Annotated in this window: 13 protein-coding genes; 9 read left to right on the top strand and 4 right to left on the bottom strand. The window is 71.2% G+C overall.

The features are described from left to right. Positions 1 to 161 precede the first annotated feature (161 nt). The 5 genes from Cco03nite_RS14165 to Cco03nite_RS14145 all read left to right on the top strand — a co-directional run bounded on the left by Cco03nite_RS14165 (position 162) and on the right by Cco03nite_RS14145 (position 5,882). A complete protein-coding gene (locus tag Cco03nite_RS14165; RefSeq protein ID WP_203692531.1) occupies positions 162 to 728 on the top strand; it encodes a DUF4240 domain-containing protein in 567 nt (188 codons plus the stop codon). A gap of 162 nt (positions 729 to 890) precedes the next feature. Further along, on the top strand, positions 891 to 2,762 hold the full coding sequence (gene lepA, locus Cco03nite_RS14160) for a translation elongation factor 4 (RefSeq protein ID WP_203692530.1): 1,872 nt from the start codon (positions 891 to 893) through the stop codon (positions 2,760 to 2,762). Then, a complete protein-coding gene (locus Cco03nite_RS14155) occupies positions 2,759 to 3,265 on the top strand; it encodes an NUDIX hydrolase (RefSeq protein WP_203692529.1) in 507 nt (168 codons plus the stop codon). The genes lepA and Cco03nite_RS14155 overlap by 4 nt, the downstream gene beginning before the upstream one ends. 415 nt (positions 3,266 to 3,680) lie before the next feature. Continuing rightward, positions 3,681 to 4,832: a hypothetical protein gene (locus tag Cco03nite_RS14150; protein ID WP_203692528.1), complete on the top strand. Its 1,152-nt coding sequence runs from the start codon at positions 3,681 to 3,683 to the stop codon at positions 4,830 to 4,832. Positions 4,833 to 4,973: 141 nt separating this feature from the next. Beyond that, a complete protein-coding gene (locus Cco03nite_RS14145; protein ID WP_203692527.1) occupies positions 4,974 to 5,882 on the top strand; it encodes a hypothetical protein in 909 nt (302 codons plus the stop codon). An 87-nt stretch (positions 5,883 to 5,969) separates the two neighbouring features. Here Cco03nite_RS14145 and Cco03nite_RS14140 read toward each other — a convergent pair whose 3' ends face one another. From Cco03nite_RS14140 to Cco03nite_RS14130, 3 genes are all read right to left on the bottom strand, one after another. Then, positions 5,970 to 6,896 (bottom strand): phytanoyl-CoA dioxygenase family protein, encoded by a 927-nt coding sequence (locus Cco03nite_RS14140; protein WP_203692526.1) that lies wholly within the window; start codon positions 6,894 to 6,896, stop codon positions 5,970 to 5,972. Between the two features lie 173 nt (positions 6,897 to 7,069). After that, entirely contained in the window at positions 7,070 to 7,942 is an 873-nt protein-coding gene (locus Cco03nite_RS14135; RefSeq protein WP_203692525.1) for a hypothetical protein, read from the bottom strand. Positions 7,943 to 8,039: 97 nt separating this feature from the next. Further along, entirely contained in the window at positions 8,040 to 8,858 is an 819-nt protein-coding gene (locus tag Cco03nite_RS14130; RefSeq protein ID WP_203692524.1) for an enoyl-CoA hydratase-related protein, read from the bottom strand. Positions 8,859 to 8,875: 17 nt separating this feature from the next. On the opposite strand from Cco03nite_RS14130, the gene hemW reads away from it, so the two are divergent. Then, on the top strand, positions 8,876 to 10,090 hold the full coding sequence (hemW, locus tag Cco03nite_RS14125) for a radical SAM family heme chaperone HemW (protein ID WP_203692523.1): 1,215 nt from the start codon (positions 8,876 to 8,878) through the stop codon (positions 10,088 to 10,090). Positions 10,091 to 10,096: 6 nt separating this feature from the next. Here hemW and Cco03nite_RS14120 read toward each other — a convergent pair whose 3' ends face one another. Further along, positions 10,097 to 10,597: a DUF4870 domain-containing protein gene (locus Cco03nite_RS14120; protein ID WP_203692522.1), complete on the bottom strand. Its 501-nt coding sequence runs from the start codon at positions 10,595 to 10,597 to the stop codon at positions 10,097 to 10,099. Positions 10,598 to 10,825: 228 nt separating this feature from the next. Here Cco03nite_RS14120 and hrcA point away from each other — a divergent pair, with 228 nt between their 5' ends. From hrcA to Cco03nite_RS14105, 3 genes are all read left to right on the top strand, one after another. Further along, positions 10,826 to 11,848, top strand: a complete 1,023-nt coding sequence (gene hrcA / locus Cco03nite_RS14115; protein WP_203692521.1) for a heat-inducible transcriptional repressor HrcA — start codon at positions 10,826 to 10,828, stop codon at positions 11,846 to 11,848. Between the two features lie 42 nt (positions 11,849 to 11,890). Continuing rightward, positions 11,891 to 13,021, top strand: coding sequence for a molecular chaperone DnaJ (gene dnaJ, locus Cco03nite_RS14110; protein WP_203692520.1), 1,131 nt, complete (start codon positions 11,891 to 11,893; stop codon positions 13,019 to 13,021). Between the two features lie 99 nt (positions 13,022 to 13,120). Continuing rightward, a complete protein-coding gene (locus Cco03nite_RS14105) occupies positions 13,121 to 13,855 on the top strand; it encodes a 16S rRNA (uracil(1498)-N(3))-methyltransferase (protein WP_203692519.1) in 735 nt (244 codons plus the stop codon). Positions 13,856 to 13,909 lie beyond the last annotated feature (54 nt).

Below are 13,909 nucleotides of genomic sequence, written 5' to 3'. Positions count from 1 at the left end.
TGCGGGCGGGAAGTGAAGGCGGACCGCACTTCTCGTCCGGAGCAGTGATCTTGCCATGGGCCCCGGCGGTGGCCGGGTCCGGCGACCATATCGGGTGACGGGACGCGACACCCGTTCGTAGATCGAGGGCGGGCGCGGTCCGGATGGCAGACTGTGTTGTCGTGGACATCGAGCGGTTCTGGGCTCTGATCGAGCAGGCGCGTACGGACGTCGAGGGTGACATCGGCGAGGACGGCACCGGGCTGGCGAAGGCGCTGACCGCGCGGCTGTCGGCGCTGAGCCTGGCGGACATCGCCGGGTTCGCGACGCGGTTCGAGGAGTTGCGGGCCGCGGCCGACCGCTACGACCTGTGGGGCGCCGCGCACCTGATCGGCGGCGGGTGCTCCGACGACGCGTTCGTCGACTTCCGCAGCGGGCTGATCGCGGCGGGCCGCAAGTGGTACGAGGCGGCGCTGGCCGACCCGGACTCGCTGGCCGGGCACCCGTCCGTGGTTGAGGCCGTGGAGTGGGACGACGACAGCGCGATCTTCGCCGAGCTGGTCGGGTACGCGGCCGCCGACGCGTTCCGCGAGGTCGCCGGGGCGGAGCTGGTGCTGCCCGAGGTCGCGAAGGCGCCGATCGCGGGCGAGGACTGGGACTTCGAGGACGACGACCAGATGCGGCACCGGCTGCCCCGGCTGAGCGCGCTGGTGCTGGGCTGGCCCGCGAACGAGGGCTGCCGCTGCTGAACGAGGCCGCCGCCGGAGCGCCGGCGGCGGTAACGTTGAAGCCCGCTTCGGCACGGTCGGCGGGCGTGGGATCATAGGGGCGGCAAAAACCGCCTCACGCCGAACGCGGCCCGTCGCCAGCGACCCGCTTTCCGCGCCTCACGCCCTATAGAACGGATCACCGTGCCTCCGCTGCTCGGATCTAACAAGCCCGGCGACACTGACCCGGCCGCCATCCGCAACTTCTGCATCATCGCCCACATCGACCACGGCAAGTCGACGCTGGCCGACCGGATGCTGCAGATCACCGAGGTGGTGGACCCGCGGCAGATGCGGGCGCAGTACCTCGACCGGATGGACATCGAGCGCGAGCGCGGCATCACCATCAAGAGCCAGGCGGTACGCCTGCCGTGGACCGTGCGCGAGGGCGAGCGGGCCGGTGAGCAGGTCGTCCTCAACATGATCGACACGCCTGGCCACGTCGACTTCACCTACGAGGTGTCGCGCAGCCTGGCCGCCTGCGAGGGCGCGATCCTGCTGGTGGACGCCGCGCAGGGCATCGAGGCGCAGACGCTGGCCAACCTGTACCTGGCGATGGAGAACAACCTCACCATCATCCCGGTGCTCAACAAGATCGACCTGCCCGCGGCGCAGCCGGAGAAGTACGCCGAGGAGCTCGCGCACCTGATCGGCTGCGAGCCGGAGGACTGCCTGCGGGTGTCCGGCAAGACCGGTGACGGCGTGTCCCACCTGCTCGACGAGATCGTCCGGCAGCTGCCCGCCCCGACCGGCGGCGACCCGACGGCCCCGGCCCGCGCCATGATCTTCGACTCGGTGTACGACGTCTACCGCGGCGTCGTCACCTACATCCGCGTGATCGACGGCCGCCTCGACGCCCGCGACCGGATCAAGATGATGTCCACCGGCGCGGTGCACGAGCTGCTGGAGATCGGCGTCATCTCGCCGGAGCCGATCAAGTCGCCGTCGCTCAGCGTCGGCGAGGTCGGTTACCTGATCACCGGGGTGAAGGACGTGCGGCAGTCCCGGGTCGGCGACACGGTCACCCTGAACGCCAAGCCGGCCACCGAGCCGCTCGGCGGCTACAAGGACCCCAAGCCGATGGTGTACTCCGGCCTCTACCCGCTGGACGGCTCGGACTACCCGGAGCTGCGCGACGCCCTGGACAAGCTCAAGCTCAACGACGCGTCGCTGGTGTACGAGCCGGAGACCTCGGCGGCGCTGGGCTTCGGCTTCCGCTGCGGCTTCCTCGGCCTGCTGCACCTGGAGATCATCCAGGAGCGGCTGGAGCGCGAGTTCGGCCTCGACCTGATCGCGACCGCGCCGAACGTGGTCTACCGCGTGGTCACCGACGACGGCAAGGAGATCACGGTCACCAACCCGAGCGAGTACCCGCACGGCAAGGTCGCCGAGGTGTACGAGCCGGTCGCGCGCGCGACGGTGCTGACGCCCAACGACTACGTCGGCGCGGTGATGGAGCTGTGCCAGGGCCGGCGCGGCGTGCTCCAGGGCATGGACTACCTGTCCGCCGACCGCGTGGAGCTGCGCTACACGCTGCCGCTCGGTGAGATCATCTTCGACTTCTTCGACCAGCTGAAGTCGCGCACCAAGGGCTACGCCAGCCTGGACTACGAGCCCAGCGGCGAGCAGGCGTCCGACCTGGTCAAGGTGGACATCCTGCTGCAGGGCGAGCCGGTCGACGCGTTCAGCGCGATCGTGCACAAGGACAAGGCGTACACGTACGGCACGACGATCGCCTCGAAGCTGCAGAAGCTGATCCCGCGCCAGCAGTTCGAGGTGCCGATCCAGGCGGCCATCGGCTCCCGGGTCATCGCCCGCGAGACGATCCGCGCCATCCGCAAGGACGTGCTGGCCAAGTGCTACGGCGGTGACATCAGCCGGAAGCGCAAGCTGCTGGAGAAGCAGAAGGAAGGCAAGAAGCGCATGAAGATGGTCGGCCGGGTCGAGGTGCCCCAGGAGGCCTTCATCGCCGCGCTGTCCACCTCGGAGGCACCCGAGGGCGGCAAGAAGAAGTGACGTTCGCGGGACACTGCTTCCGCTGCGGCGCGGCCCTTCCGGCCGCGCCGCCGTCCGTCTGCGGGAGCTGCGGGTACGAGCAGTACCTCAACGCTCGCCCGACGGCGAGCCTGATCGTGCTCGACGGCGCCGGGCGCTTCCTGGCGCTGCGCCGCTCGCGGCCGCCCCGCGAAGGGCTGTGGGAGACGCCGGGCGGCTTCTGCGACGCCTGGGAGGAGCCTGCCGACGCGGCCCGCCGGGAGGCCCGCGAGGAGCTGGGCGTCGACATCGAGCTGGGCGCGTTCGTCGGCATGTACGTCGGCGACTACGAGTTCCAGGGCGAGCGCCTGCCCGTGCTGGACTGCTTCTTCCTCGCCACCCTGCCCGTCGGCGCCCACCTGCGCCTGGACCCCGACGAGTCGTCGGAAGCCGCCTGGCTCCCCCTGGGCGACCCGCCACCGATGGCCTTCACCACCATGGACCGCGCCCTCCGCGACGCCGCCACCCTCCTCCCCGCCCTCTGATCCCACCCCCATTCGGTGCAGTTTCCCCGAAACCGCATCACCGCGCCGCGCCGCGCTACGCCAGGTGCCGTGCCGTGCCGTGCCACGCCGCGTCAGGCCGTGCCGTGCCGGGCGGCGCGGTCTCGGGCCGATGGTCGGCGGGGTGCGCATGATCGCCCGACTTGCCTGGCAGGTGGGCGAATGGCCGGTCAAGATACGCACGTTTTCCCGGCAAGTCGGGCGATCATGAGGGGTCGCCCGTGTGGGTTATGGCTGTTCGGTTGGCGGGGGTGGTCGGTCGGCCAAGATCTGCTGACAAAAGGCCTGGAGCCGTAGTAACTGGGCAATCTACCCATCGTTACCCCAAGTGCAGTGTTTTGCCGCTTTCGCCCGATATGAGGGCATAGCAGGTTCCAAAGTCGCACAAGGAGTGACGATGCAGATGAAGAAGGCCGGAGCCGTCGCCACGGGCGCTCTCGCTACAGTGGCGATCATGGGGGCTCCTGCCGCTGCGGCGCCCAGCACGGACGCCTCTGCGCTGACCCAGGCCAGCACCTCCACCGAGGGCAAGACCACCTCGATGCGCCAGGTCGGGGCCAACCAGCTGAAGCTCGCCCGCGGCGGCGGCTTCGACAACAACGGCTGGGACGCGCCGTGGGACATCGACTCGGCGTCGGTCGTCGCGCTGCTCAACGGTACGGTCGTCAACGTGGCCGCCCTCCAGCAGTGTGGCTCCACCAGCGGCAACGTGGTGGGCATCTCGGTGCCGATCACCTCGCCGAACACCGTGGTCTCGGGCTTCGGTCACGACGACGGCTACGGCCACAAGAACGACATCGCGTGCGCCAACGCCAACGTCAAGATCAAGCAGACCGACAAGCAGGCGGCGATCCTCGGCGTCGGCAACGACTCCGCGGTCAACATCGCGTCGATCCAGTCCTGCGGCTCGACCGACGGCCAGATCGTCGGCATCACCGTGCCGATCACCTCGCCGAACACGGTCATCGGTGACTGCCAGAACAGCAACATCGAGATCAACGGCGCCGACGACTGGGACGACGACGACCACTGGCAGGAGTCGGCCCGCACCGAGGCCATGCCGATGGGCCAGTCCCTGGCGATGGACAAGGCCCGTCAGGCCCTGGTCAAGAAGGTCTCCGCGCTGAAGAACCGCAGCGCGTGGGCCAACCGTGGCGCCAACGCCCGCGTCGCCCCGCAGGCGCGCGGCGGCGGCTGGGACGCGCCGTGGGACCAGGACTCCGTCAGCCTGATCTCCGCGCTGAACGGCACCGCCGTGCAGCTGATCACGGCCCAGGCCTGTGGCTCGACCTCGCCCGACGTGCTCAGCGTGGCGATCCCGATCACCTCGCCGAACACCGTCATCGGTGACTGCAAGAACGCCAACGTGAAGATCAGCAAGGACGACCCCAAGGGTGTCATCGCCGCCCTGGACAACACCTCGCTGAACGTGCTCCCGCTGCAGTCCTGCGGCTCGACCAGCGCGAACATCATCGCCGCGGCGGTTCCGATCACCTCGCCGAACACCGTCATCGGCAGCTGCTACAACGCCAACACGGTCATCGACTAGTCGCTGAACCGGCACGGCAGACGGGGCGGGTCGCGCCAGCGCGACTCGCCCCTTCGAATGCTCGCCAACGACAACTCATGCCGCGCTGACGTGTGCCTGCGACTCGGGCGCCGGCGGCCAGAAATCCTACAAGGAGTGACGATGCAGATAGGAAAGGCCGGGGTCGTCGCGGCCGGAGCGCTCGCTACGGTGGCGGTGATGGGTTCCGCGGCGACCGCCGCGCCCGCGGCCGGACCGGCGCATGCGGATCCCGTCAGGACCGCCGCGACCACCTTGAAGCAGGCCGCGGTGCAGCAGGCCGCGGGGCAGGCGCTCGCTGCCGTGAAGACAGTGAAGGACGTCGCTCGCGGCCCCCAGCGGGAGGTGCGCCAGCCGCTGATCTCCATCGCCAACGGCAGCGCGCTGACCACCGGCGCGTGGCAGGCGTGCGGCTCCGCGTCGGCTCAGGTCGTATCGGCCGCGGTCGCGCTCCGCTCCCCGAACACCGTGCTGGGCGACTGTGCCAACGGCAACGTCCTGATCCGGCAGAACCAGGTGCAGGGGGTCATCTCGATCCTGGACGACACCTCGGTGAACGCGCTGCCGATCCAGGTCTGCGGCTCGAACGCGGCCATCGCCGGCGTCACGGCCGCGATCGCCTCACCCGCCACCGTGGTGGGCGACTGCTCCAACGCCAACACGTTCATCGCCGCGCCCAAGGACAGCGCGCAGGAAGGGCCGCAAAGCCTGGTGTCGCTGCTCAGCGGCTCGGTCGTGAACGCCGCGGCGGTCCAGGTCTGCGGTTCGACCGCGTCGATCGCCGGGGTGGCCGCGGCCGTGCAGTCGCCGACCACCGTGCTGGGTGACTGCTACAACAGCAACAGCACCATCCAGAAGCGCAAGAACCCGGCGGTGCTCCCGCTGTTCAGCAACCAGGTCCTGGACATCCTGCCGCTGCAGACCTGCGCGTCGTCCGGCCTGCTCGGCCAGCTCGGCCCTGCGGTGCCGATCAACAGCTCGGCGTTCGTCGCCGGCCAGTGCGTCAGCGGCGGGCAGAAGATCCTGGACTGACCGCCCGTCAGCAGCAGTGAGGCCGGGCCGCGTGATGCGGCCCGGCCTCACTGTCCGTTCAGTCGCTGCTCGGCTGACGCCGTGTGCTCAGCGCAGCCAGGGGACGTTGCGGTCCAGCAGGCCGCGCTCCTTGAGCTCGGCGCGCAGCGGGATCGTGTCGTCGATCCAGCCGCCCTCGCCGACGCCCCACATGTTCTGCACCTTCAGGTTGCCGAACGCCTCGCCGATGAGCTGGCGCTGCACCGGGGTGAGGCCGGCGTACCACGCGGACTCGCGGTCGATCGGCATGTCGTCGACCGGGCGGATCCAGCGGTAGGTGTAGCTCATGAAGAGCATCTTGCGCGTCACGTCCGAGCGGTTGCGCGAGCGCGAGTGCCACAGGCGGCGGTCGAAGATGAACGCGTCACCGGGCTTGGCCAGCCACGGCACCGCGCCCTCCGGACCCTTGGCGATCTCGGTCGGGTCGGTCGGCCGGTACATGTGGTTGTTCAGGTGCGAACCGGGGATGCACAGGGTCTGGCCCCGGCCCGGCTCCGAGATGTCGCTGAGCACGATGGCGACCTTGATCGACAGCATCGGCCGCGGGATGTCGCCGTAGTACGGGGCGTAGTACTCCGCGTCGGAGTTCTGCCGCCAGCCGTCCTGGTGCCACTCCCAGCGCGGCGTCTCGTCCTCCTCGTAAGGCGGGTTGACGTCGAGGTGGTTGTGCTGGGAGTAGATGTTCCAGCCGGCCAGACCCCAGACCCAGCGGAAGGTCGGGGAGTAGTCGAGCATCCGGGCGAAGGCCGGGCTGTGGCTGACCGCGCCGAGCAGGTGCAGCGAGCCGGTCTTGTCGATGTGACCGGTGTTCTTGTTCTCGCCGTACAGGCGGTCGGCCTCGGCCTGGAGTTCCGCCACGATCTCGGGGCTGACGACACCGGGGAGGTGCTTGTACCCGTTCTCGTGGAATTCCTTGCGCTCGGCGTCGGTGAGCGGCGCGTAGTCCGTCGCCGGCTCCTGAGAGGTGATGGTCATGTCCTCCCCTTGCGTCCTTCCAGACTTGGGCACAGTCGAAGGCAGGATCGGGGCGCGCGACTTGGGGGGTGGCGTGCCGGGATGAGCAACCTTCGCGAACGAGTGCCGATACTAACTCGCGTTCCCGAGCGGCGTCGTCGCGCGGGGCTCGTCGGACCGGCCTGCCACCAGGGTCACCCGCCCGCGACGGCCTCGGCCACCACCTGTTCGGCCACTTTCTCGGTGCTCGACCACGCGCGGTCACCGGCGGACCACTGCTGGTCGGCGAACGACACCCGGGTGACCCCGGTGATCGGGGCCTGAGCAACCAGCCAGTGCGCGAACTGCCAGCCCGCCTTGCTGTTCGCGGCCGGCACGCGCAGTGCCGCGCCCTCGGCGGTGACGCCCTTGGCCTTGGTGGTGCCGAAGTCGGCCTTGATCCGGTCGGCCAGCGCCTTCGCGGTCGCGGCGTCGGCCGGCGGCTCGTCGCTGTACGTGTCGCAGGTCACACCGCCGGCCTGCTGCCCAGTCAGCACCTTGGCCAGCACGGTCGCCTCATCGGCCCACTTCTCGTAGGCCTCCGGGTAGGCCGAGCGCTGCACCCGCTGGGCGGCGTCGGTGACCCGCATCTTCTGCCAGCCCTTGACCTTCAGCAGGCTGGTGTAGAAGCGCTTCGCGGCGTGCCGGGGGTCCATGATCTGCTTCGCGGTGCCCCAGCCCTGGCTGGGCCGCTGCTGGAACAGGCCGAGCGAGTCGTGGTCGTTGCCGTCGCCGAGATGCTCCAGGTTGCGCAGCTTCGACTCCTGCAGGGCGGTGGCCAGCGCGACGATCACCGCGCGGTCGGGCACGTTGCGGCTGATGCCCACGGCGGCGATGGTCGCGGCGTTGGCCATCTGCTCCGGGTCCAGGCGCACCTCGCCGTCGGCGCGGGCCACGCACTCGGGCGCGCCGAGCCGGGGGATCGGGATCTCGAGCTTGCCGTCGATCTGCTGCCGGGCGAGGTAGCCGCCGACGCCGAACACCACGGCGAGGATCACCAGGACGGTCAGCGCATGCTTGCCCTTCACGGCGGCCTCCTCGACATGTGCGCGAGGGCGGACGGCTGTCCGGACACGTGAAGGTCCGCAAGCCGCCCGCCCCCGCCGCAGGCTCGTTCAGGCCACCCTACGGGGTGGTCGCCGCCGCGGCACCGTCCTCCTCGGACCGCGGAACCCAAGCGGCATCCCGTTTCTCCCGGAATGCGGCGACTCCTTCCCGGCCCTCGGCCGAGCCGAAGAAGCGCAGCGAGACCTCCGACAGGTACGCCAGCTCGGCGTCCAGCTCCGGCTCGGGGCGGCGGCGCAGCAGTTCCTTCGCCGTCGCCAGCGAGGCGGGCGCGCCCCGGACCAGGCCGGCGCACCAGCGCGCGACGACAGCGTCCACGTCGTCGTCCGGCGCGGTCGCGGTGACCAGCCCGATCGCGGCGGCGCGCGGGCCGTCGAAGACGTCGCCGGTCAGGTACAGCTCCGCGGCGGCACGCGGGGCCAGCCGGGGCAGCACCGTCGCGGAGATGAGCGCGGGCACCACCCCCAGCCGCACCTCGGTGAACGCGAACGTGGCCCCCGCCGCGCACACCGCGAGATCGGCCGCGGCGATCAGGCCCAGCCCACCGGCCCGGGCCGGTCCCCGGACGACGGCCACCACGGGCTTGGCCGACCGGGCCACCGCGCCCAGCACGTCACCCAGCAGCGCGGCCGGCATCTGCCCCGACTTCGCCGCGGCGGCCGTCTCGGCCAGGTCGGCGCCGGAGCAGAACACCGGCCCGGTGTGGTCCAGCACGACCACCCGCACCCGGTCGTCGGCGTTCGCCTCGGCCAGCGCCGCCAGCAGCTCGGTCATCAGCCGGTGCGACAGCGCGTTGCGGTTGTGCGGGCTGTCGAGGGTGATCGTCGTTACGCCGCGGGCGTGGGTGACCCGGACGAGGTGGGAGTCAGGTGAGGACATGAGGGCAGACTAGAGCCGTGGCCCAGCTTCCCGACGGTGAACCCGTACCCGACACCGGCGTCCTGCCCGAGTCCGCCCTGGCCGACGTCGGCGGGCGCGGCTTCGGCGTGTACCTGCACGTGCCGTTCTGCGCCAGCCGCTGCGGCTACTGCGACTTCAACACCTACACCGCCTCCGAGCTGGGCGGCGCGGACACCGAGGGCTACGTCGAGGCGGTGCTCGCCGAGCTGTCGCTGGCCGCGAAGGTGCTGCCCGCCCCGCCGCGCGTCGACACCGTCTTCGTCGGCGGTGGCACGCCCACCCTGCTCAAACCGGCCCAGCTCGGCCGGATGCTGGAGGCGATCGACGGCACGTGGGGGCTCGCCGCCGGCGCGGAGGTGACCACCGAGGCCAACCCCGAGTCGGTCGACCCGGCTTCGCTGCGCGAGCTGCGCGCCGCCGGGTTCACCCGGATCTCGCTGGGCATGCAGTCGGCCGCGCCCGGGGTGCTGCGCATCCTGGACCGCAAGCACACCGCCGGGCGCGCCCCGGCCGCCGCGATCGAGGCGCGGGAGGCCGGGTTCGAGCACGTCAACCTGGACCTGATCTACGGGACGCCGGGGGAGACCGAGGACGACTTCGCCGCCTCGCTGGCCGCGGTGGTCGGCGCGGGGGTGGACCACGTCAGCGCGTACGCCCTGATCGTGGAGGACGGCACCCGCCTGTCGGCCCGGATCCGGCGCGGGGAGCTGGCCTCCCCGGACGACGACGTGGCCGCCGACCGCTACCTCGCGGCCGAGGCGGCGCTGAGCGCCGCCGGGCTGAACTGGTACGAGGTCTCCAACTGGGCCGCCGACGAGGCCGCCCGGTGCGCGCACAACCTGCTCTACTGGCGCGGCGGCGACTGGTGGGGCCTCGGGCCCGGCGCGCACAGCCACGTCGGCGGCGTGCGCTGGTGGAACGTCAAACACCCGGCGCGGTACGCCGCCCGGCTGGCCGAGGGCCTGTCCCCGGGACTGGGCCGGGAGATCCTCACGAGCGAGCAGCGCCATACCGAGGACGTGCTGCTACGGCTGCGCCTGGTCGAGGGCCTGCCGCTGGACGTGCTGGACGAGGCCGGGCGCGTCGCGGCCCGGCAGGCGCTGGCCGACGGGCTGCTGGAGCCCTCCGCGTACGCGGACGGCCGCGCGGCGCTGACGCTGCGCGGCCGTCTCCTCGCGGACGCGGTGGTCCACTCCTTGCTGGCCTGGTGACCCGGCTTACTTGATCAGGTTCATGGTCAGCGGGTACTTCGGCAGCTCGCCGTTGTTGGCCTTGACACCGGCCATCACGCCCATGATCAGCGGGAACAGCGGCACGAAGAACAGCACCATGGGCAGGATCAGCCAGCTGAGGCAGCTGCCGACGCAGAGGCTCACGATGCTGATGACGCCCCAGAGGATCTGGAAGTTCAGCGCGGCGGTCGCGTGCGCCTTGACCGTGGGGGACTCGTTGCCCTTGACGAGCAGCGCGACCAGTGGGGCGACGAACCAGGTCAGCGCGCCACCGAAGTGGGCGACCAGGGCCCAGGTCTTGTCGTCCGGGTTGGCGTAGCCGACCGGGGCGGGACCGCCGATGCCGGGCGGAGGGGTGTAGCCGCCGGGGGCGGACGGCGGGGGAGACGCGGGGGCCGACGGCGGCGCTGCCGGGGCCGGCGGCTCGTAGGAGGGGGCCGAAGGAACCGGCGGCTCGGAGGAGCCGGGCGGGGTGGGTTCACTCATGCCCGACAGGCTAGGTCTGTGGATCAATCGGCGCCAGTCAACACCCGTGACCGATAGGCGACACACTGCGAGCTGATCGGCTGAGTTTACCCGCTGTCCACTTTGCCGATCTCCGCGCCGGGTGTCGCCGCCGTGCGGTGTCGACCCCGTCACCACGCCTATGCCGTCCGGGTGGCGGCCCACGTAGACTGGCACTCACTCACGACGAGTGCCAGCCGGGAGGTGCGTATGGGTCTGGATGACCGCAAGCTCGAAGTGCTGCGTGCCATCGTCGAGGACTACGTCGCGACGCAGGAGCCGGTGGGGAGCAAGGCGCTGGTCGAGCGGCACGCCCTGGGCGTGTCGCCGGCGACCGTGCGCAACGACATGGCCGTGCTGGAGGAGGAGGGTTTCATCCGCCAGCCGCACACCTCGGCCGGCCGGGTGCCCACCGACCGGGGCTACCGCCTGTTCGTCGACCGGCTGTCCCGGGTCAAGCCGCTCTCCCCGGCCGAGCGCCGGGCGATCGAGCGCTTCCTGGTCGGCGCGGTCGACCTCGACGACGTGGTGCACCGCGCGGTGCGGCTGCTCGCGCAGCTCACCCGCCAGGTCGCCGTGGTGCAGTACCCGAGCCTGACCCGCTCCTCCGTACGCCATCTGGAACTGGTCCCGGTCTCCACCACCCGGCTGCTGCTCGTCATGATCACCGACACCGGCCGCGTCGAGCAGCGGGTCGTCGAGCTGCCCGGCCCGGTCGAGCCGGACGAGATCACCGACCTGCGCCGCACCCTCAACGCGACCCTGGTCGGCGTCAAGCTGGTGGACACCCCGCCGCTGGTGCAGGGCCTGGTCGAGCGGGCCGAGCCGCAGGCCAAGGCAACCATGAGCACGCTGGTCAGCGTCCTGCTGGAGACCCTGGTCGAGCGGCACGAGGAGCGCCTCGCGCTGGCCGGCACCTCCAACCTGGCCCGGATGGGCCCGCTGGACCTGACCACCGGCGCGCTGCGGCCGATCCTGGAGGCGCTGGAGGAGGAGGTCATCCTGCTCAAGCTCTTCGACGAGGTGAAGTCGGGCGCGGCCCGGGTGCGCATCGGCGACGAGAACGAGGTCGTCGACCTGCGGGCCACCTCGGTGGTCAGCACGGGCTACGGTCCGGGCGCGACCGTCGTCGGCGGGATGGGCATCGTCGGCCCGACCCGCATGGACTACCCCGGCACCATCGCCACCGTTCGCGCCGTCGCGCGTTACGTGGGCGAGATGCTGGGACATTGATTCCGAATTTCCTGTTGTTGCTGAACGAGGCTTGAGGACAGCGTGGCCAAGGACTACTACGGCATTCTCGGCGTTCCCAAGGACGCCGACGCCGACGACATCAAGCGGGCTTACCGCAAGCTCGCCCGTCAGTACCACCCGGACGTCAACCCGGACCCGGCCGCGGCGGAGAAGTTCAAGGACATCAACAACGCCTACGAGGTCCTCTCCGACGACCAGAAGCGGCGCATGGTGGACCTGGGCGGCGACCCGCTCGCGCCGGGCGGAGGCGGCGCGGGTCCGGGCGGCCCCGGCGGCGGCCCGTTCGTGGGCTTCCAGGACATCATGGACGCCTTCTTCGGCGGCGGCGGCTCGCGCGGCCCGCGCCCGCGTACCCGGCCGGGCGCGGACGCGATCCTGCGGCTGGACCTCGACCTGTTCGAGACCGCGTTCGGCGTCGAGGCGCCGATCACCGTGGACACCGCCGTGCTGTGCACCACCTGCTCCGGCGCGGGCACGGCCGCCGGCACCCACCCGCAGACCTGCGACACCTGTGGCGGCCGCGGCGAGGTGCAGTCGGTCCAGCGCACCTTCCTGGGCCAGGTCGTGTCGTCCCGCCCGTGCAACGCCTGCCAGGGCTTCGGCACCACCATCCCGCACCCGTGCCCGACCTGCGCCGGCGACGGCCGCGTCCGCACCCGGCGCAGCCTCACCGTGAAGATCCCGGCCGGCGTCGAGGACGGCATGCGCATCCGGCTGGCCAACCAGGGCGAGGTCGGCCCCGGCGGCGGCCCGTCCGGCGACCTGTACGTGGAGATCCACGAGCGGGCCCACGACGTGTACGCGCGCAAGGGCGACGACCTGCACTGCAAGGTCACCGTCCCGATGACCGCCGCCGCCCTGGGCACCCGCCTCACCATCAAGACCCTGGACTCCGAGGAGCAGGTCGAGGTCAAACCCGGCACCCAGCCGAACTCGACCCTGCGCATCCGCGCCAAGGGCGTCCCGCACCTGCGCGGCACCGGCCGCGGCGACCTCTTCGTGCACCTCGACGTCCGCACCCCCACCCGCCTCGACGGCGAGCAGGAACGCATGCTCCGCGAGTTCGCCCGCGCCCGCGGCGAGGAGGTCGCCGAACTCTCCAAGCAGGGCGGCTTCTTCTCCCGAGTCCGCGACGCCTTCAACGGCCACTGACGGCCCTCTCCGCCCCGCCGCGTTGATCATGAACTTATGGCACGGTTCGACGGCGTGTCGGTGCCATAAGTTCATGATCACCGTTGGAGGGTGTCTGCCGTGAGTGCGCCGCTGTTCCTGGTCGACGAGTTGCCTTCGGGGCGGGTCTACACGCTCGGTGGGATGGAGGGCCACCATGCCGCGACCGTGCAGCGGTTGCGGGTGGGTGAGGCGCTGCTGCTCGCCGACGGGCGGGGTGGCACGGCGTCGGCGGTGGTGCAGGCCGTCGGCAAGGGCACGCTCGACCTCACCGTGACCGAGCTGCGGTACGCCCACGCGCCCGACCCGCGCCTGACCGTCGCCCAGGGCATCGCCAAGGGCGACCGGGGTGAGCTGGCAGTGCAGGCGATGACCGAGGTCGGCGTCGACGAGATCCTGCCCTGGGCCGCGTCCCGCAGCGTCGCCCAGTGGCGCGGCGACCGGGGCGCGAAGTCCCGCGAGAAGTGGGCGGCGGTGGCCCGCGAGGCCGCCAAGCAGGCCCGCCGTACGTTCCTGCCGGTCGTCGGCGGTGACCCCGACCTGTCCACGAAACAGCTCACCCAGCGCCTTTCGGCCGCTGCGGCCGCGTTCGTGCTGCACGAGGAGGCGACCGAGCGGCTGTCCCAGGTCGAGCTGCCCGCCGCGGGGGAGATCGTGCTGGTCGTCGGTCCCGAGGGCGGCATCGACGATGCCGAGATCACGGCGTTCCTCGCCGTCGGTGCGGTGGCGGTGCGCCTGGGCGAGAACGTGTTGCGCACCTCGACGGCCGGCGTCGCGGCCCTCAGCGTGCTCGCCACCCGCCTGCACCGCTGGTGACCCCCGAGTGACTTTGCTCTGCACCCATTTGCTTGCTCTGCACCCACGGACGCA

Source organism: Catellatospora coxensis (genome assembly GCF_016862635.1).
Classification (GTDB): Bacteria; Actinomycetota; Actinomycetes; order Mycobacteriales; family Micromonosporaceae; genus Catellatospora; species Catellatospora coxensis.
The sequence above is the reverse complement of the archived record's forward strand: the minus strand, read 5'-3'. Positions and strand labels throughout refer to the sequence as shown.